Annotated in this window: 16 protein-coding genes; 9 read left to right on the top strand and 7 right to left on the bottom strand. The window is 70.8% G+C overall.

What is annotated here, in order from left to right; translation table 11 throughout:
- Positions 1 to 132: 132 nt before the first annotated feature.
- The 3 genes from AB0I53_RS10390 to AB0I53_RS10380 all read left to right on the top strand — a co-directional run bounded on the left by AB0I53_RS10390 (position 133) and on the right by AB0I53_RS10380 (position 2,049).
- The gene (locus AB0I53_RS10390) at positions 133 to 519 is read left to right on the top strand and encodes a nuclear transport factor 2 family protein (RefSeq protein WP_358599578.1); all 387 of its coding nucleotides are present in this window, start codon (positions 133 to 135) and stop codon (positions 517 to 519) included.
- A gap of 82 nt (positions 520 to 601) precedes the next feature.
- A complete protein-coding gene (locus AB0I53_RS10385; protein WP_358599575.1) occupies positions 602 to 1,468 on the top strand; it encodes a GDSL-type esterase/lipase family protein in 867 nt (288 codons plus the stop codon).
- 32 nt (positions 1,469 to 1,500) lie between these two features.
- Positions 1,501 to 2,049, top strand: coding sequence for a GNAT family protein (locus AB0I53_RS10380; protein WP_358599572.1), 549 nt, complete (start codon positions 1,501 to 1,503; stop codon positions 2,047 to 2,049).
- Positions 2,050 to 2,062: 13 nt separating this feature from the next.
- Here AB0I53_RS10380 and AB0I53_RS10375 read toward each other — a convergent pair whose 3' ends face one another.
- The 6 genes from AB0I53_RS10375 to ligD form a co-directional block, all read right to left on the bottom strand.
- Entirely contained in the window at positions 2,063 to 3,799 is a 1,737-nt protein-coding gene (locus tag AB0I53_RS10375) for a hypothetical protein (RefSeq protein WP_358599569.1), read from the bottom strand.
- Positions 3,796 to 5,619, bottom strand: coding sequence for an alpha-L-fucosidase (locus AB0I53_RS10370; RefSeq protein ID WP_358599566.1), 1,824 nt, complete (start codon positions 5,617 to 5,619; stop codon positions 3,796 to 3,798). Before AB0I53_RS10370 ends, AB0I53_RS10375 begins: the two co-directional genes overlap by 4 nt.
- A gap of 280 nt (positions 5,620 to 5,899) precedes the next feature.
- Positions 5,900 to 7,987, bottom strand: a complete 2,088-nt coding sequence (locus tag AB0I53_RS10365) for a xanthine dehydrogenase family protein molybdopterin-binding subunit (protein WP_358599564.1) — start codon at positions 7,985 to 7,987, stop codon at positions 5,900 to 5,902.
- Complete coding sequence (locus AB0I53_RS10360; protein WP_358599561.1) at positions 7,984 to 8,970, bottom strand: xanthine dehydrogenase family protein subunit M; 987 nt, start codon at positions 8,968 to 8,970, stop codon at positions 7,984 to 7,986. Before AB0I53_RS10360 ends, AB0I53_RS10365 begins: the two co-directional genes overlap by 4 nt.
- Positions 8,967 to 9,458 (bottom strand): 2Fe-2S iron-sulfur cluster-binding protein, encoded by a 492-nt coding sequence (locus tag AB0I53_RS10355; protein ID WP_358599558.1) that lies wholly within the window; start codon positions 9,456 to 9,458, stop codon positions 8,967 to 8,969. The genes AB0I53_RS10360 and AB0I53_RS10355 overlap by 4 nt, the downstream gene beginning before the upstream one ends.
- Positions 9,459 to 9,549: 91 nt before the next feature.
- Complete coding sequence (ligD, locus tag AB0I53_RS10350) at positions 9,550 to 10,563, bottom strand: non-homologous end-joining DNA ligase (protein ID WP_358599555.1); 1,014 nt, start codon at positions 10,561 to 10,563, stop codon at positions 9,550 to 9,552.
- A gap of 186 nt (positions 10,564 to 10,749) precedes the next feature.
- On the opposite strand from ligD, the gene AB0I53_RS10345 reads away from it, so the two are divergent.
- The 3 genes from AB0I53_RS10345 (at position 10,750) to AB0I53_RS10335 (ending at position 13,788) form a co-directional block, all read left to right on the top strand.
- Entirely contained in the window at positions 10,750 to 10,965 is a 216-nt protein-coding gene (locus AB0I53_RS10345) for a hypothetical protein (RefSeq protein WP_358599552.1), read from the top strand.
- A gap of 181 nt (positions 10,966 to 11,146) precedes the next feature.
- The gene (locus AB0I53_RS10340; RefSeq protein ID WP_358599549.1) at positions 11,147 to 12,628 is read left to right on the top strand and encodes a CoA transferase; all 1,482 of its coding nucleotides are present in this window, start codon (positions 11,147 to 11,149) and stop codon (positions 12,626 to 12,628) included.
- Between the two features lie 362 nt (positions 12,629 to 12,990).
- Positions 12,991 to 13,788, top strand: coding sequence for an exodeoxyribonuclease III (locus AB0I53_RS10335; protein WP_358599547.1), 798 nt, complete (start codon positions 12,991 to 12,993; stop codon positions 13,786 to 13,788).
- Between the two features lie 192 nt (positions 13,789 to 13,980).
- Here AB0I53_RS10335 and AB0I53_RS10330 read toward each other — a convergent pair whose 3' ends face one another.
- On the bottom strand, positions 13,981 to 14,478 hold the full coding sequence (locus AB0I53_RS10330; protein WP_358599544.1) for an Lrp/AsnC family transcriptional regulator: 498 nt from the start codon (positions 14,476 to 14,478) through the stop codon (positions 13,981 to 13,983).
- 132 nt (positions 14,479 to 14,610) lie between these two features.
- Here AB0I53_RS10330 and pdhA point away from each other — a divergent pair, with 132 nt between their 5' ends.
- From pdhA to AB0I53_RS10315, 3 genes are read left to right on the top strand one after another with little or no spacing between them, the layout of a single operon-like run.
- On the top strand, positions 14,611 to 15,636 hold the full coding sequence (pdhA, locus tag AB0I53_RS10325) for a pyruvate dehydrogenase (acetyl-transferring) E1 component subunit alpha (RefSeq protein WP_358599728.1): 1,026 nt from the start codon (positions 14,611 to 14,613) through the stop codon (positions 15,634 to 15,636).
- The gene (locus AB0I53_RS10320) at positions 15,636 to 16,664 is read left to right on the top strand and encodes an alpha-ketoacid dehydrogenase subunit beta (RefSeq protein ID WP_358599541.1); all 1,029 of its coding nucleotides are present in this window, start codon (positions 15,636 to 15,638) and stop codon (positions 16,662 to 16,664) included. Before pdhA ends, AB0I53_RS10320 begins: the two co-directional genes overlap by 1 nt.
- On the top strand, positions 16,661 to 17,899 hold the full coding sequence (locus AB0I53_RS10315; RefSeq protein WP_358599538.1) for a dihydrolipoamide acetyltransferase family protein: 1,239 nt from the start codon (positions 16,661 to 16,663) through the stop codon (positions 17,897 to 17,899). The genes AB0I53_RS10320 and AB0I53_RS10315 overlap by 4 nt, the downstream gene beginning before the upstream one ends.
- Positions 17,900 to 17,933: the final 34 nt, after the last annotated feature.

Raw genomic sequence — 17,933 nt, 5'->3', positions numbered from 1 at the left:
CTCGGCTGAGGTGAACGGACCGTTTGCGCCGTCTAGCGAGGTGAACAGGCCGTTCACTTCGCCGCCGTGAACGCGAGCCGCTGGGCCTCCGGAGCCTGCGCGAGGGTCTTGTCGGTGCCAAACTCCCAGGTCATGGACTGGGAGCGAGTGCTTGCGTGGGTTGCCGGGTACGAGCGGGCTTGGCGGGCGCCTGGCGTCGACGCGCTCGCCGAGATCTTCGCCTCCGACGCGAGCTACCAGCAGGCCCCGTACCTCGAGCCCATCGTGGGGCTCGCCGCCATCGGGCGGCTTTGGGAGGCCGAGCGGGCCGGGCCCGACGAGGAGTTCCAGCTGACGAGCAGCCCGGTGGCCCTCGAAGGCGACACCGCCGTCGTCCGGGTCGAGGTCCGCTACGGCGGGTCGGTGCCGCAGGAGTACCGGGACCTGTGGGTCATCCGGTTCGCCCCGGACGGGACGTGCCGGGCCTTCGAGGAATGGCCGTTCTGGCCCGGCAAGAACTACCGCGCCGAGCCCGGCTGACGCGCCGATTCTTCGCCCAGCGGTCGCCGGATGGTCACCGCCGCCTCACCGCCGCAGGAAGCACGGCGATCACGATGATCACGTGCAGGACGCGATCACGGCGGGCCCGCGCGGCCTGCGGAGAACACGGACCCTCGCGGTGCTCGGCGACTCGGTCGCCGTGGGCATGGGCGACCCGGTGGCCGGCGGCTGGCGCGGATTCGCACCGCTGCTGGCCGAGGCGCTCGGCGCCGCGGAGCTGGCGAACGTGGGATCGAGCGGCGCGCGCATCGCGGCCGTGCACGACGCCCAGCTGCCCGCCGCCCTCCGCGCCGCGCCGGAGGCCGCCGTGGTGATGGTCGGCATGAACGACACCATGCGCTCCGACTTCGACGCCCGCCGGCTGCGGCAGCAGCTGAACGACGTCGTGCGCGCCCTGGCCGCCGCGGGCGCGGTCGTCGTGACGATCCGCTACCACGACCACGGCCGGGTCTTCCGGCTCCCCGGGCCGCTGCGCAAGGCTCTGGCCAGGCGGATCGGCGAGCTCAACCGGATCCTGGACGCCGTCGCCGCGGAACATGCCGCCGGCGTCGTGGACCTGGACCGGCTACCGGGCGCCTACCACCCGGCGACGTGGAGCGTGGACCGGCTGCACCCCTCCGAGTTCGGGCACCGGATGCTCGCCGCCGCCTTCGCCGACCGGTTCGCCGCGGCCGGGCTGGCCGTGCCCGGCGAGGTGTCGCTGGAATGCTCCGGCGGCGCGCGGGTCAGCGGGTTCGACCACCTGCGGTGGCTGCTCGCCAAGGGCGTCCCGTGGCTGTTCGGCCGCGGCCACGACCTCTTCAGGTATTCCCTGAAGACCCTCCTGCGCGCCGCTCTGCCGCCGCGCCGAAGGCGTCCGTCTATTGAGGACTCAGAACGTGGTGCGCACCTGGAAAAACGGCTGAGGAACACCGCCGCACCGGACTAGGATGAGCTCGACCGATCTCTGAACGGAGACGCATGTTCAGCCATCCCCTCACCGAAGATGCCGCGCTGACGCCGCTCGAACCCTGGCAGGCGGACGAGTTCGCCGCCCACGCCGAGCGCTACCGCGACCACCTGGCACCTTGGATGCCGTGGACCGAGATCGTCACCGACGAGGCGTCCGCCCGGGCCTACCTGCAGACCTACGCCGACCGGCAGGCCGCCGACGAAGGGCGCCTCTACGGGATCCGGCTGCGCGGCGAACTCGTCGGCGGGATCCTGTTCCGGGTCTTCGACGTGCCCGCGGGCGTCTGCGAGCTCGGCGTGTGGATCGCGCCGGAGGCGCAGGGCCGGGGACTGATCACGCGGGCCGCGACGCACCTGATCGGCTGGGCCATCGGCGTGCGCGGCATGAGCCGGGTGGAATGGCGCAACGACGCGGAAAACCACCGGAGCAAGGCGACGGCCCAGCGCCTGGGCATGACGCTCGACGGCGTGCTTCGCGAATCCTTCCTGTACCAGGGCCGCCGACGCGACGTCGAGGTCTGGTCCCTGCTCGCCTCCGACTGGCGTTCGAGGTCGTAGCCCAACCCGGACGTCACCGGTACCGATCGACGGATTGGCGCATGCCGTGGTCCGGGTCGGCGTCGTAGGTGCCGTCCGGGTTGCGCGGGCCGAACGACTGCGGGACGTACAGCGAAGCGCACGAGGGGCTCGCGTCGGCGAGGTGCCGGAACTCCGACCAGGCCCGGTCGTACCCGGCGATGTGCGCGCGGATGGCCGTCGTGTCGTAGCTGCCGGTTCGGTCGCCGGCGAAACCGCGCAGCATCGCGCCCCAGCCGTGGTGGATCACCTGGTGCAGCAACAGCCCGTACCTGCTCGAAACCCGCAGGTACTCCCGGGTTTCCGGATCCGAGGGCCGGATCTGCCCGGCCAGCCGGTCGATGCCGGCCCAGATCGCCTCCGCGGCCGCCTTCTCCGCCAACGCCGCGTCCACCAGCCCGGCGTCGAGCACCCGTTGGAAGTCCGCGGTGAGATCCTTGTCCGAGCCGCCCAGGAACTGGTCGCGCATCCACGTCGTCCGGCCCAGCTCGAACACGGTGCTGTAATGGCCGTGCAGCACTCCCGTGGCCGAAGCCAGTGCGAGCTGCCGGAAGCGAGCTCTGTCCACTGCGGACATTCCCAACCGGCGCCCGTACTCGTCGAAGATCGACCGCTCGGCACGTCCGGTGTCGCGCGCCCATCGGCTCACCACGGAGAAGTTGAGATCGCACCAGAGCTCGTGCTCGATGTACGGCCCGCGCCAGCCGCCACCGCGCGACCACGTCCAGATCCCGCGCAGGTTCGGGTGGTCCCGGATGTCGACGAGCCCGTTGGGCCCGGGCGCGTCGGCGTTCTCCTCGAATCCGTTGAGCACTCCGTCGCCGATGTAGTTGGGATGCGCGCCCTTGCCCTCGTACTCGCGCTGGCACTGCACCTCCACGACCTGCGGATGCCGGCCGATGGTGAGCGTCGGGTTGAACGCCTTGGTACGCCAGTAGTCGCCCTGGGTGTGCTTGATGGAGAAGAACAGGTTCGGGTGCGGCGCGACGCGGTCGGTGACGCTCAGGTAGTACGCCGGATCGGTGTGGAAGCCGTCGAATGACCAAGTGCGGTAGAACAGCAGTTTGCCGCGCCTGGCGCAGACCTCCTCGCGGAGGATGTCGAGCAGCAGCAGGTGGCTTTCGGCGCCGCGGGTGATCGGGTTGTTGCCGGTGTGGTGCGGCGTGTTCGACAGGTACGTCTCGCCGGTCCGCACGACCAGCCCGTCCAGGCCTGGGAACCGGTCGAAGACCTCGGCGAGCATGACCCGGTGGATCTGCCTGGTCAGCGGGCGGTCCAGGTCGATCCGCCCGTCGTCGCCGAGGATCTCCCCGGCGTAGAGCTCGACCAGGCGCTTCGGCAGCACGATGATGTCGGTGAAGTACAGCGCCCGCAGCCCCGCGCGGTGGATCTGCCGGATCCGCTCGTCGATCGTCGCGGCGTTCCACTCGACCCACGTCCTGGCATCCGAGCCCGGCGGGAAGATCCGCTCGTCGAAGCTGTCGAAGGTGACGGCGGTGTGCGGCGGCCGGAACTCGTTGGCCACCTGGGCGTTGTGGCCGTGCGAGGCCAGCGTCCGCGGATCGTTGTAGGCGCTGCGCGTCGGCGGTTCGCCCGGGTTCGAGTGGACCATGTCCATCAGCCAGTCCAGGCTTCGCGAGCCGGGCGCTTCGGCGGTGCCGCCGGGCAGCACCGCGCCGGCGGCCGCGAGCCCGCCGGCGAGCAGCGCGCCACGCCTGGTCAGCGGCATCATTCCGCCGGGCGGAGCTGGCTCGCCGGGATGATCTGCTGCGGCGTGTTCGGGCTGGTCCACAGCAGCTTCGCGACGCCTTCGTTGGTCTCCTTCTTCATCTCCATCCGGATCGCGTACCGGTGGCCGGCTTCGAGCGGGATGGCCGCGTCGTCCACGGCCGGGCCGTGCTCCGCCCAGTTGTCGATCACCAACCGGTCGTCGATCCACAGCCGGACGACGTTGGACGACACCGTGCGCAGCGTGTACGTCTCGGTGAAGCGCGGTTCGAGCGTGCCGCTCCAGCGGGCCGAATATCCGGCGGGCAGGATCGCGGGATCCGGCGAACCGGTGTACTTCCAGTCGTAGTTCACGCCCGGGTCGACGCGCGTCACGTCCGGTTCGCCCGGCGAGTTGCGGTGTGCCCAGAAGCGCGCGGTCAGCCCGGTTCCGTCGCCTTCGGGAATCGGGCTCGGCGTCGCGACGTCCAGCTCGATGACGGTGGCGAGGTCGTTCGTCGGCCCGCCGGAGGGGCGGATCGCCACCGTGTCGCCGGTGCGCTCGACGTCGACCCGCTGGTCGCTGCCCAGGACGCGTGCGGCCGTGACATCGAATCCGGATTTCGCTTGCAGCGTCAGCGAATCGCTGTTGCCTGGCCACGAGTACACCGACGCGTAGAGCTTCCCGTCGCGGCGGCTCACCGTTCCCCAGTCCGGCTGGGCGACGATGCCAGGTGCACCGGCCGAGAGCACCGCGGCGCCCTGGCCGTCGCGGCGCAGCCACTCGCCCATGTCGTGCAGGCGCGTCACGGATTCCGCCGGCACCCGGCCGCGCGCGTCGGGGCCGATGTTGAGCAGGTAGTTGCCGGCCCGGCCCGCGGTGGTGGTGAGGTTGCGGACCAGGTCGGCCGAGGACTTCCAGTCGTGGTCCCACTTCGCGAAGCCCCAGTGCCCGTTGATCGTCATGCAGGTCTCCCACAGCTGCCCGGCGACGGGCTCGCTCGGGATCTCCTGCTCGGGCGTTCCGGTGTCGCCGTCGGTGACCCGCCGCTTGCCGACCCTGTTGTTGACGATCAGTTCCGGGTTCAGGCCGCGCACGAAGGATTCCAGGCGCTCGCCGTCCTGCGCGGTCCACGGGTTGGGCGGGTTGTCGGTGCTCCACTCGCCGTCGAACCACAGCAGGGCCGGGTCGTAGTTCGTGACGAGCTCCCGCAGCTGTGCGCGCATCCGCTCCTGGTAGCGGTCGAACGTGTCGGGGTTCGAGGCGTCCGGATCGTGCCAGTCCCAGATCGAGTAGTAGAAGCCCAGCTTGATGCCGTACCGGTCGGTCGCCTGCTTGAGCTCGGCGAGGATGTCGCGGTTCTTGTCGAACGCCGAGTGGTCCCGCAGGTTCCACCGGTTGACCTGCGTCGGCCACATGGCATAGCCCTCATGGTGCTTGGCCGTGATGACCAGGTACCGCTGCCCGGCTTCGGCCGCGGTGCGGGCGATCGCGTCGGCGTCGAACTCGGCCGGGTCGAACCCGGCGACCAGGTTCTCGTACTCGGCTCGCGGGATCGCGCATTCGCGCTGGATCCACTCCGCGTTCTGGCACACGCTGCCGTCGGGCCGCCGGTATTCGCCCTCCAGCTGCGAGTAGCCGCCGAAGTGGATGAACATCCCGAACCGGCTGTCGCGCCACCACCGGGTCCGCTCCGCGGTGAAGGGATCGTCGATGGCGTAGTTCGTGCCCGGATTCGCCGGCGGCGGCGCCGCGCTTCCCGGAACGGCGGAGCCGGCGAGCAACGCGGCGGCGAGCAGGCCGATCGCGGCGGTCCTGGCGGAACGTGCGGATGGTCCGGGCATGAAGACCTCCCCGTCGAGGCAGTCCGGTGATCCGCGAGCAGTCAAACAAACGCCCGAATACCGGGGCAAGACGCCCATCGGGCGACGCGATCGCGAGAGATACCGGAAAACCTCGCCAGGTTCGGCGATTCCGCGCAGCGGGACTGCTGCGCACGGCGCAGCCGTTCACGGACATGAACGGAACAAGTCCATCGTGGACCGGGTGCCCGCGTTCGCGCCGCTCAGTACCGTGCATACTTTGTGCTGCTATAGCGACAAAAAGTACGCACGACCCCACCGCTCAGGACAGGAACCTGTCCAGGGTGATGGGCAGGTCGCGGATCCGGATGCCGGTGGCGTGGTGGGCGGCGTTGGCGATCGCCGCCGCCGTGCCCACGATGCCGAGCTCGCCGATCCCCTTGGCTCCCATCGGGTTCACGTACGGATCGTGCTCGTCGATCCAGTCCGCCTCGATGTCGCCGATGTCGGCGTTGACCGGGATGTGGTACTCCGCGAAGTCGTGGTTGACCACGTGCCCGAACCTGGGATCGACCACGCTGTGCTCGTGCAGTGCCATGGACAGCCCCATGGTCATCCCGCCCAGCAGCTGGGAGCGCCCGGTCTTGGCGTTGATCATCTGGCCGACCGCGAAGATGCCCAGCAGCCGCGGCACCCGCACCTCGCCGGTTCCGGTGTGCACCCGGACCTCGGCGAACTGCGCGCCGAAGCTGTGCATGGACAACTGCCCGGCGTACGGGTTGTCCGGCAGCGCCCCGGTGACCTCCACGCCCTCGTCCGGGACCGGTTCCCCGCCGGGCAGCTCGGCGCGCAGCCGGCGGGCCGCGTCCACGATCGCCGAACCCCAGCACAGGATGCCGGTCGACCCACCCGCGCCCGAGGCGTACGGCAGGTCGGTGTCGCCGATGCTCAGCACCACGTCCGACATCTCGACGCCCAGCGCGTCGGCCGCGATCTGGGTGAGCGCGGTCCACGCCCCGGTGCCGATGTCGGCGGCGCCGATGAGCACCCGGTAGCGGCCGTCCGGCCTGGCCTGGATGGTGGCCCGCGAGCCCGGCATGATGAACACCGGGTACGTCGAGGCGGCCACCCCGGTGCCGACCAGCCAGGGCCCGTCGCGGCGCTTGCGCGGTGCGGGATCACGTTGCGCCCAGCCGAACCGCTGCGCGCCCTCGCGCAGGCAGGCGACCAGGTTCCGGCTGGAGAACGGCCGGCCGGTCTCGGGATCGGTGTCCGGTTCGTTGCGGATGCGGAACTCGACGGGATCCAGGCCGCAGGCGATCGCCATCTCGTCCATGGCGACCTCCAGGCCGAACATGCCCGGCGCCTCGCCGGGCGCGCGCATCCACGACGGCACCGGCACGTCGAGCTCGACCAGCCGGTGCGTGGTGCGGCGGTTCGGCGCGGCGTACATGACACGCGTGGGCACGGCGGTCTGCTCGGCGAACTCCTTGATCCGGGAGGTCTGCTCGACCACGTCGTGGCTGATCGCGGTGAGCAGGCCGGAGGCGTCGCAGCCGAGCCGGATCCGCTGGACGGTGCCGGTGCGGTAGCCGACCACCGAGAACATCTGCTGCCTGGTCAACACGAGCTTCGCCGGCCGCGGGGTGACGAGCTGCGCGGCCATCGCGGCCAGCACCACGTGCGCGTGCGGCAGCCCCTTCGAGCCGAAGCCGCCGCCGGTGTGCGGGCAGACCACGTGGATCCGGTGCGGGTCCATGCCGAACAGCGCCGCGATCGTGTCGCGCACCCAGTGCACGCCTTGCGTGGAGTCGTAGAGGGTGAGCTCGTCGTCGGACCACATCGCGATGGTGGCGTGCGGCTCCAGTGGATTGTTGTGCTCCTGCGGCGTGGTGTAGGTGGCGTCGAGGACCACCGCGGCGGTGGCCAGCGCGCCGTCCACGTCGCCGTCGTCGGTGTCGGTCGGGAAGCCGCCGTTGACCTCGCCGGGCTTGACCAGATCCGCGCGGGCGGGGTGGAACGAGGCGTCGTGGGTGCGCGACTCGTAGCTCGGCCGCACCAGGTTCGCCGCCCGCCGGGCGGCCTCCGCGGTCTCGGCCAGCACCGCGCCGATGAACTGCCCGCGGAAGCCGACCTCTGGCGACTGCAGGATCGCCAGCTCGGCGTCCTGGGTCGAGGCCAGCCGCGGCGCGTTCTCGTGGGTCAGCACGCCCAGCACGCCCGGTTCGCGCATCGCCGCGGTGGTGTCGAACCCGGTGATCCGCCCCAGCGCGATGTCGGACTGCAGCGGGAACACGTGCACCGGCCGGTCGACCGGGTGCTCGGCCGCGTACAGCGCGGCGCCCCGGACCTTCTCGTCGCCTTCGATGCGGTCGACCGGCGCGCCGATCAGGCTGGTCGTGGCGGTCATCGCCGCACCTCCGCGAGCTCGGCGAGGACATCGACGATCATGTTGCGCGTCAACGGGATCTTGAACTCGTTGCCGGGCAACGGCCGGGCGTCGGCGAGCTCCGCGTCGGCCGCCTCCCGGAACTTCTCCTCGGTCGCGACGGCGCCGCGCAGCACCGCCTCGGCCCGCGTCGCCCGCCACGGCTTGTGCGCGACGCCGCCCAACGCCAGCCGGACGTCGCGCAGCTCGCCGTCGGCGACGTCCACCGCGGCGGCCACCGACACCAGCGCGAACGCGTAGGACGCGCGGTCGCGGGCCTTGCGGTACCGGGAGTTCGCCGCGAAGCCCAGCGACGGGATGTCGATCGAGGTGATCAGTTCGCCGTGCTCCAGGACGGTGTCCCGCTCGGGCTCGTCGCCGGGCAGCCGGTGCAGCCCGACCAGCGGAATCGCCCGCTGCCCGTGCGGCCCCTGGGTGTTCACCACCGCGTCGAGCGCGACCATCGCCACCGCCATGTCGGACGGGTGCGTGGCCACGCACGAATCGGAGGTGCCGAGGATCGCGTGCTCGCGGTGGAAGCCTTCCCGCGCCGAGCAACCCGTCCCGGGTTCCCGCTTGTTGCACGGCGTCGTCACGTCCTGGAAGTACACGCACCTGGTGCGCTGCAACAGGTTCCCGCCCGTCGTCGCGAGGTTGCGCAGCTGGCCGGACGCGCCCGCCAGCACCGCCTGCGAGAGCACCGGGAAGCGCTCGCGGATCACCGGATCGGCCGCCAGGGCGGTGTTGGTGACCGAGGCGCCGATGCGCACGAACTCGGGGTGCTGCTCGACCCGGCCGGAGGTCAGCTGCCGGATGTCGACCAGCACGTCCGGCAGCTCGACCTCCAGTTTCATGAGGTCCACCAGGTTGGTGCCGCCGGCCAGGAACGCGGCGGTGGGCGTCGTGGAGAGGGTTTCCACCGCGGTGGCGACGTCGGCGGCGCGCTGGTAGCGGAACGGCTTCATCGCTGCGCCACCTCCGCGATGGCCGGGACGATGTTGGCGTACGCGCCGCAGCGGCACAGGTTTCCGCTCATCCGCTCGCGGATCTCGTCGGCCAGCCCGGCACCGTCCGCGGTGACCGCGCTCGGCTCGCCGTCGCGCATCTCGCACAACACGCCGACGGCCGAACACACCTGGCCGGGCGTGCAGTATCCGCACTGGAACGCGTCGTGCTCGATGAACGCCCGCTGCACCGGGTGCAGGTCGGCGCCGGCCAGGCCGTCCGCGGTGCGGAACTCCGCGCCGTCGAACGCCACCGCCAGCATCAGGCAGCTGTTGACCCGGCGGTCGCCCAGCAGCAGGGTGCACGCGCCGCACTGGCCGTGGTCGCAGCCCTTCTTCGCGCTGGTGATCCTCAACCGCTCCCGCAGGGCGTCGAGCACGGTCATGCGCGTGTCGACGGTGAGCCGGTGCTCGGTCCCGTCCACGACGAGGGTGATTTCGGCTTCCACGGTCCCCTCCCTTCAAGCCTGTTCAACAGGCTTACCCGGGAGGCAGCCGCGTCACGCACGCCGCTCGGCCCCGGATAGGGGGCAACGGCGCTCAATGGTTGTCGGGATGCGGAAAGTCGCTGCCGGATCGCGCATCCTCCAGGCCCGTCCAGGGGTCGTCCTTCTGCGCCAGCCGCCGCGCCATGTTCGCCAGGCCGTAGGACTGCGGTGCCGCCCGGCCGAGCTCGTCGAGGTCGAGCGGGGTCGCGGCCGGAGCGCCCGGGCGGGCGCGCAGCGAGTAGGGCGCGATCATCGTCTGGCCGTAGGCGTTGCGGTTGGTGTCCAAGAAGATCCGGTTCCCGCGCTTGTCCTTGCGCTGTTCGATGGTGAGCCGGTCCGGCTCGTCGCGCGCGGCCTGCTCGGCGAGTTCCCGGATCGCGGCCCGGACCTCGTCGAAACCCCGTTCGCCGCGCAGCGCGGCGGCCACGTGGAACCCCTTTCCGCCGGTCGCCTGCACGTGCGGCGGCAGCCCGGCGTCCCGGAACCGCTCGCACATCCGCCGCACCACCGCGCGGAGCTCCGGCAGATCCGCTCCCTCCGGCGGATCGAGATCCAGCACCGCGAGTGTCGGCCGGTCCAGGTTATCCACGGTGGACAGTCCGATGTGGAACTCCAGGCACGCCTGGCCGGCCAGGTAGAGCAGGGTCGCCGCGTCGTCGACGACGACGTGGTGCACCGTGCCGGGCGCGCCTCGTTGCGGCACGGCCGCCACCCGCACCCAGTCCGGGAAGTGGCTCGAAGCCTCCTTCTGGAAGAACCCGCCGGAGCCGATGCCGTCCGGGAACCGGCGCAGCGTCATCGGCTTGCCGCGGGTGTGCGCGACCATCACGTCCGCTACGGAGCGGAAGTACTCGATTACATCCCGTTTCCGGTAGCCGTCGTCGGGGTAGAGAACTTTGTCCGGGTTGGACAGTTCGATCCGCCGGCCCTCGACCTCCAACAGCGTGGTCACCGGCCGCCACCGCAGCCCGTCGTCGGCCCGGCCGATTCCGGCTGCGCGGCGACCGGCGCCCCGCACGACGGCAGTGCTCGCGCCGTAGCCCTCCAGCAGGAAGTCGTAGTGCACATGCCGTCGGCGTACCCGGCTCGTGGCCAGACCAATCGGATGGCCGGTACGCCCGTTCGCGCGATGTCCATTCGCTGGCTAGCGGCCTCGCATTGAGACGATCGGGTGAAGTGTGGAACTCCGGGCCGCCGCATTTGGTCCTATGGGGCAAGAAACCGACTGGGGCCGAGCCCGGGGAGACGACCTATGCAGCAGCACGTGCACGCCGAACTGATCGGCGGCCCGGAAGACGGCCGCTCGTTCATCATCCCCGCCCCGGAGACGGACTTACCGCTCGGCCAGTTCACCTTTCCGTCGCCACGCGACGGCGAAGCGCCCTGCGCCCGCTACGACCGGCACGACCGCCGCGCGGACGGCGTGTGGCGCTACCAGTACGCGGGCGAGCAGAACATGTTCCGCTGATCGCCTTCTCCGCGAGCACCGGTCCTCAGTGGATTCCGGCATTTCCTCCGCGACTCGCCGCCGCGGTCACGCCACGTGACCGCGGCGGTCACGCCGCGTTCGCGAATCGGTCCAGCCGGGCGGCATGATAAATAATTAGCCTGGGTAAGGAATTCCGCGCGGCACCAGTCCAGGAGGAACCGTGTCCCTCACCGAGCGAATCAGCAAGGCGATCGCAGCCCCCGCCACCGACGACGCCTTCGATCCGCATGCCGAGCTCGCCGACGTGCTGACCGGCGTCGGACTGGGCCCGGCCGACTCCGGCGGGCACGTCTCCTTCCGCGGCGCCGACCCGGTGGTGCCGAGCCCGCTGCGGCTGGGCGGGGCGTCGGCCGTCGCGCTGGCAGCCAAGTCGGTGGTGATGGCCAAGATCTGGCAGCTGCGCGGCGGACGCGGCCAGGACATCGCGGTGGATCTGCGCACCACCCCGCACCGGCTGTGCCCGTTCTACGACCGCCGGTGGGAGCTGCTCAACGGCTATCCCGGCGCAAGCCCGGCGAACCCGAGCAACGCGCTGGGCTTCGCCTTCTACCGCACCGCCGACGACCGGTGGGTGATGCCGCTCAACCCGTACCCGAAGCTCAAGGTGGGGGCGCAGAAGCTGCTGGGCGTGCCGGACGACGGCGAGGCGGTGGCCCGCGCCATCGCCGGCTGGCGGGCCGGCGATCTGGAGGAGGCGGCCGAGGCGGCCGGCGTGGTGATGCCGATGCTCCGCTCACCGGCGGAAATGCTCGCCGAGATCCAGTACCGCGACTTCTTCGCCGACATGCCGCTGATCGAGGTGACCAAGATCGGCGACAGCGACCCCGAGCCGTTCCGCCCCGGCACCGCGCCGCTGGACGGCATCCGCGCGCTGGGCATGGGGCACGTGATCGCCGGCGCAGGTGCCGGGCGCGCGCTTGCGCTGCACGGCGCGGACGTGCTCAACCTGTGGCGCCCCAAGGAACTCGAACACGACACCACCTACATCACGGCCAACGTCGGGGTCCGGTCATCCACAGTGGACCCATACCGTCCGGAGGGCGCCGCGCTGATCCAGCGGCTGCTCGCCGACGCCGACGTCTTCTACGCCAACCGCCGCCCCGGCTACCTGGAGTCGATCGGGTTGTCGCCGGAGCAGGCCGCCGGCGCCCGCCCGGGCATCATCCACGCCACCGCATCCCTCAACGGACCCGCCGGGCCGTGGGCCGGGCGCGTCGGCTTCGACCAGTCCGCGGGCAGCCTGGTCGGGATGATGAACCTCGAAGGCGACGGCGAGACGCCGGCACTGCCGCCGATCCTGGTGGTCAACGACTACATCGTGTCGTGGCTGCTCGCGCTCGGCATCGGCGAGGCGCTCGTCCGCCGCGCCACCGAGGGCGGCAGCTACCGCGTGCACATCTCCCTGACCCGGGCCGCCCTGTGGATCCTGAGCATGGGCATCTTCGACCGCGACTACGCCCACGCCATCGCGGGCACCGGCGAGGAGCACGCCTACCTGGACCCGGAGACCTTCACCGCCGACACTCCCCTCGGCCGCTACCAGGGCGTCACCGACCAGGTCCACATGACGGAAACCCCGGGCGCCTACCGCCACGTCCTGCTCCCCCGCGGCGCCAGCCGCCCCGAGTGGCTCCCCCGCTGATCGTGACCCATGTGCACTTTGTGCTGCTATAGAGCCTGTTTTGGATGTGGTGAGGTGCGGATGTGGTAGCGCGGGGTTTTGTCTTTGAAACGGCGCAGCCGCTTAGCCCACCTATGCAACTCGCACCGCCGCGGGTTCTCAGGTGTCTTCTCGCGAGGACAACCCCGACGTGGTGAATTGGCATTCATGATGTCGGGGATCCCACAGCGAGAAGGCGCCTGAGGTTCCGCCACCCGCACCGCCACTCAGATCGAGTTTGGAAACAGGCTCTATAGCGGCACAAAGTACGCACGGGCTGGCAGGGCCTGGCCGGGCCCGGGTGCCGCTGCGCTGGTGACGGGGTGGTGTGGCAGGGTTCGGGCATGCGGATCGCCACCTGGAACGTCAACTCCGTCGGCGCACGGCTGCCCAAGCTGCTCGACTGGCTGGGCAAGGCCGAGCCGGACGTCCTGTGCATCCAGGAGCTCAAGTGCGCCGCCGACGCCTTCCCCGTCGACGAGGTCGGCGAGCTCGGCTACGAGGTCGCCGCGCACGGCACCGGGCGCTGGAACGGCGTGGCGGTGCTGTCCAAGGTCGGCATCGACGAGGTGCGGCGCGGGCTGCTCGACGAGCCGGGCTTCCAGGCCGACGGCGCGATGTTCGAGACCCAGGAGCCCAGGGCGATCGGCGCGACCTGCGGCGGCGTCCGGGTGTGGTCGGTGTACGTCCCGAACGGCCGCGAGGTCGGGCACCCGCACTACGCATTCAAGCTGCGCTGGCTCGACGCGCTGCGCGCCACCGCCATCGAGGAGCTGGCCGCCGACCGGCCGTTCGCCGTGCTCGGCGACTTCAACATCGCCCCGACCGACGCTGACGTCTGGGACATCGCCGCCTTCGCCGGCAGCACCCACGTCACCGAGGACGAGCGCAAAGCGCTTGCCGCGCTTGCGGAAACCGGCCTGGCCGAGGTCTACCCGCGGGCCCTGAAGTACGACATCCCGTTCACCTACTGGGACTACCGCCAGCTGCGCTTCCCCAACAACCAGGGCATGCGCATCGACCTCGTCTACGGCAACGAGCGGTTCACCGGAGCGGTCACGGATTCCTACGTCGACCGCGAAGCCCGCAAGGGCAAGGGCACCTCGGACCACACGCCGGTGGTCGTCGACCTCGCCCTGTAACCCACCCCGCACGAGCGACGCCACCAGGTGGGGCGCAATTTCCCGAGAAATTGACGTTCACCCGGGTGTCGGTCAATTTCTCGGGAAATTGACGCCCAGCCACGGCGCGGAGCTGCGGTGGTGACGGAGCGTTGTTGGTTCGGTCACCCTGGGATGGTGCGATTTCTCGGGAAATTGCGCTCCGGTTGGCGATCACCGCTCGGGTTCGAACTCGTCGAAGATCAGCCAGGTGTGGCAGTTCCGGACGCCGGGCAGCGACTGGATGTGGTCGAAGACCAGGTTCCGCAGCGACAGGTTGTCCTCGGTCCGGACCCGCACCACGAAGTCGAAGTCCCCCGCCACCAGCGCCACGTGTTCGACACCGGTGGTCGCGGCCAGCCGCCGGGACACCTCGGGCCAGGTGCCCTGCTCGATCGACAGGCCGATGAACGCCGCCGTGCCCCGGCCCACCTTGACCGGGTCGACCCGCGCGTGGAAGCCCGTGATCACGCCGCTGTCGATCAGCCGCTCCACGCGGCTGTGCGCGTTGGTGCGGGAGATGTTCACCCGCTCCGCCAGCGTGCGGATGGACATCCGCCCGTCCCGGCCCAGTTCGTCGACGATCCGCGCGTCGATCTCGTCCAGGGCCGGTGCCGATCGTCCGGCCCGGCCGCGCCGCGAATCGATCCCGATGGACGTTTGGTCGGCCATGTTGCTTCCTCGATGCCGTTCGTTCCGATTCTCTCGCGATGACTTGTATCACGTGACCGACTTGGCCGACCATCTCAAGCCAGTCGTCCTGAGGAGGTTCCGGCCGTGGAATGGCTTCCGTCGAGCAACCCGGTGCGGTTGCTGGAGCAGCCCGATCCGAACTACCCGATGCCGGAGCCCGCCCGGCTGCTGGCCGCGTACCGGGCGATGGTGCTCGGCCGCCGGTTCGACGCGCAGGCCACCACGCTCACCAAGCAGGGACGGCTGGCGGTGTACCCCTCCTCGCGCGGCCAGGAGGCCTGCCAGGTCGGCGCGGTGCTGAGCATCGGCGCCGACGACTGGCTGTTCCCGACCTACCGGGATTCGCTCTCGCTGGTGACGCGCGGCATCGACCCGGTCGAGGTGCTGACGCTGCTGCGCGGGGACTGGCACTGCGGGTACGACGTCCCGGCGACCCGCACCGCGCCGCAGTGCACGCCGCTGGCCACCCAGACGCTCCACGCGGTCGGGCTGGCCCACGGCGAGTCCCGCAAGGGCAACGACACCGTGGCCATGGCGCTGCTCGGCGACGGCGCCACGAGCGAAGGCGACTTCCACGAGGCGCTCAACTTCGCCGCCGTCTTCCGCGCGCCGGTGGTCTTCTTCGTGCAGAACAACGGCTACGCCATCAGCGTCCCGCTCTCCAAACAGTCGGTCGCGCCTTCCTTGGCGCACAAGGGAATCGGCTACGGCGTGCGCAGCGAGCAGGTCGACGGCAACGACGCCGCGGCGGTTCTGTCCGTTTTGGACAGCGCGGTGGCGCATGCCCGCGCCGGGAACGGTCCTTTCCTGGTCGAGGCGCACACCTACCGGATGGAAGCGCACACCAATGCCGACGACGCGACGCGGTACCGGCCGCCCGAGGAAGTCGAGCACTGGCAGCAGCGGGACCCGATCGGCCTCCTGGAGCGCCACCTGCGCGCGGGTGGCCACCTCGACGACGCGGCGGTTCAGCGGATCGCCGCGGAAGCCGAGGAGTTCGCCGCCGGGGTGCGAACCCGCATGCAGCAGGATCCGGCGGTCGATCCCGAGGACCTCTTCCGGCACGTCTACGCCGAACCGACGCCGCAGTTGACCGAGCAGCTCGCCCAGCTCCGGGCCGAACAGGAGGCGCTGTAATGGCACCGACCAGCATGGCGCAGGCGCTCAACGCCGCGCTCCGCGACGCCATCGCCGAGGACGAGCGCGTGGTGGTCTTCGGCGAGGACGTCGGACAGCTCGGCGGCGTCTTCCGGGTCACCGACGGCCTGCAGGCCGCGTTCGGCGAGGACCGCTGCTTCGACACGCCGCTGGCCGAATCGGGCATCGCCGGGTTCGCCGTGGGCATGGCGATGGCCGGCTTCCGCCCGGTGGTGGAGATGCAGTTCGACGCCTTCGCCTTCCCCGCGTTCGAGCAGGTCGTCTCGCACATCGCGAAGATGCGCAACCGGACGCGCGGCGCGGTCGGCCTGCCGATCGTCATCCGGGTTCCGTTCGCGGGCGGCATCGGCGGCGTCGAGCACCACTGCGACTCCAGCGAGGCCTACTACGCGCACACCCCGGGCCTCAAGGTCGTCGCTCCGGCGACCGCCGCGGACGCCTACTCGATGCTGCGCGAGGCCATCGACGATCCCGATCCGGTGGTGTTCCTGGAAGCCAAGAAGCTCTACTGGTCCAAACAGGACATCGAGCTGCCGACGACGGCGGAGCCGATCGGGCGGGCCGTGATCCGCCGGCCGGGCCGCGACGCGACGCTCATCGCCTACGGCCCCGGCGTGCCGCTGGCCATGGAGGCCGCCGTGGCGGCCGAAGAAGAAGGCTGGGACGTCCAGGTCGTCGACGCGCGCAGCCTGGTGCCCTTCGACGACGAGACGATCACCGAAGCCGTCCGCAGCACCGGACGTTGCGTGGTGCTCCAGGAGGCGCCGGGATTCGCCGGTGTGGCGGCGGAAATCGCCGCGCGCGTGCAGGAGCGCTGCTTCCACTCGCTGTCCGCGCCGGTGCTGCGCGTCGCCGGATTCGACGTGCCGTACCCGCCGCCGAAGCTGGAGCACGCGCACCTGCCGGGCGTCGACCGGGTGCTCGATGCGCTGGACCGGCTGCAGTGGGACGACCAGCCGGACACGAAGTGGCTCGGCGGAGCCCGGGGCCAGGAGGACGCCGCATGACGCGCTCCGCGGAGTTCGCGCTGCCCGACCTCGGGGAGGGCCTGACCGAGGCGGAGATCGTCCGCTGGCACGTCGAGGTCGGCGACCGGGTCGAGGCGGACCAGGTGGTCGTCGAGGTGGAGACCGCCAAGGCGGTCGTCGACGTGCCCTGCCCGCACGCGGGCGTGGTCGTGACGTTGCACGGTGCGGCCGGCGACGTGCTGGCCGTGGGCACGCCGCTGACGACGATCGCGTGCGACGACTCGGCGCACGAACAGCACCGGACCGAGGAGCGGGCCGGTTCGGGCCACGTGCTCGTCGGATACGGAACCGGCGGCGCGGCACCTCGCCGACGCCGCCGGGCGCACACCGTGTCGCGCACGCTGCGAAGCGCGGAACCGCCTGCTGCGCCGAGTCCGAACGGCGCGCCGCGCGTGCTCTCGCCCATCGTGCGCCGGCTCGCCAAGCAACACGGCGTCGATCTGTCCAATGTGGTCGGAAGCGGGCCGAGCGGCGTCATCCTGCGCCGCGACGTGGATGCCGCGTCGCATCCCGAGCCGCCCCAGCGGGACGGCGAGATCCGCACGCCGCTGCGCGGCCTCCGCGGTGCCGTTGCCGACAAGCTAGCCCGCAGCCGCCGGGAGATCCCGGATGCCAGCACCTGGGTGGACGTCGACGCGACCCGCCTGCTGGAGGCCCGTGCGCTGCTCAAGCAGCGCACGGACATCAGCCTGCTGTCACTGATCGCCCGCTTCTGCGTCGCGGGCCTGCGGCGATTCCCGGAACTCAACGCCTCGGTGGACACCGAACGCGGCGAGATCGTCCAGTTCCGGCACATCAACCTCGGTTTCGCCGCGCAAACGCCGCGCGGCCTGATGGTCCCGGTGGTGCGCGACGCCCACGAGATGAGCACGGCGCAGCTGTCCGAAGCGATCGCACACCGCACCGGCCTGGCCCGCTCTGGAGACCTCGAACCCAAGCACCTCACAGGCGGCACGTTCACGCTCAACAACTACGGCGTGTTCGGCGTGGACGGCTCCACCCCGATCATCAACCACCCGGAGGCCGCGATCCTGGGCATCGGCAGGATCATCGACAAACCCTGGGCCCACCAAGGAGAACTGGCCCTCCGGAAGGTGACCCAGCTGTCCCTGACGTTCGACCACCGGGTCTGCGACGGAGCGACCGCAGGAGGCTTCCTCCGCTACGTCGCGGACTGCGCCGAAAACCCGATCACGGCCCTCGCCGACCTCTGAGGCGCCGAGACTCCGTGAGTACTTTGTGTCGCCA

This window comes from Saccharopolyspora sp. NPDC050389, assembly GCF_040655595.1.
Classification (GTDB): Bacteria; Actinomycetota; Actinomycetes; order Mycobacteriales; family Pseudonocardiaceae; genus Saccharopolyspora.
This window is presented reverse-complemented; position numbering and strand designations above follow the sequence as displayed.

What these genes read in the sequence shown, in the direction of transcription:
- AB0I53_RS10370 (WP_358599566.1), bottom strand. Translation starts at nt 5,619, where the DNA reads ATGCCCGGACCATCCGCACGTTCCGCCAGGACCGCCGCGATCGGCCTG.
- AB0I53_RS10360 (WP_358599561.1), bottom strand. Translation starts at nt 8,970, where the DNA reads ATGAAGCCGTTCCGCTACCAGCGCGCCGCCGACGTCGCCACCGCGGTG.
- AB0I53_RS10345 (WP_358599552.1), top strand. Translation starts at nt 10,750, where the DNA reads ATGCAGCAGCACGTGCACGCCGAACTGATCGGCGGCCCGGAAGACGGC.
- AB0I53_RS10330 (WP_358599544.1), bottom strand. Translation starts at nt 14,478, where the DNA reads ATGGCCGACCAAACGTCCATCGGGATCGATTCGCGGCGCGGCCGGGCC.
- AB0I53_RS10375 (WP_358599569.1), bottom strand. Translation starts at nt 3,799, where the DNA reads ATGATGCCGCTGACCAGGCGTGGCGCGCTGCTCGCCGGCGGGCTCGCG.
- AB0I53_RS10320 (WP_358599541.1), top strand. Translation starts at nt 15,636, where the DNA reads ATGGCACCGACCAGCATGGCGCAGGCGCTCAACGCCGCGCTCCGCGAC.
- AB0I53_RS10365 (WP_358599564.1), bottom strand. Translation starts at nt 7,987, where the DNA reads ATGACCGCCACGACCAGCCTGATCGGCGCGCCGGTCGACCGCATCGAA.
- AB0I53_RS10390 (WP_358599578.1), top strand. Translation starts at nt 133, where the DNA reads ATGGACTGGGAGCGAGTGCTTGCGTGGGTTGCCGGGTACGAGCGGGCT.
- AB0I53_RS10335 (WP_358599547.1), top strand. Translation starts at nt 12,991, where the DNA reads ATGCGGATCGCCACCTGGAACGTCAACTCCGTCGGCGCACGGCTGCCC.
- AB0I53_RS10380 (WP_358599572.1), top strand. Translation starts at nt 1,501, where the DNA reads ATGTTCAGCCATCCCCTCACCGAAGATGCCGCGCTGACGCCGCTCGAA.
- AB0I53_RS10315 (WP_358599538.1), top strand. Translation starts at nt 16,661, where the DNA reads ATGACGCGCTCCGCGGAGTTCGCGCTGCCCGACCTCGGGGAGGGCCTG.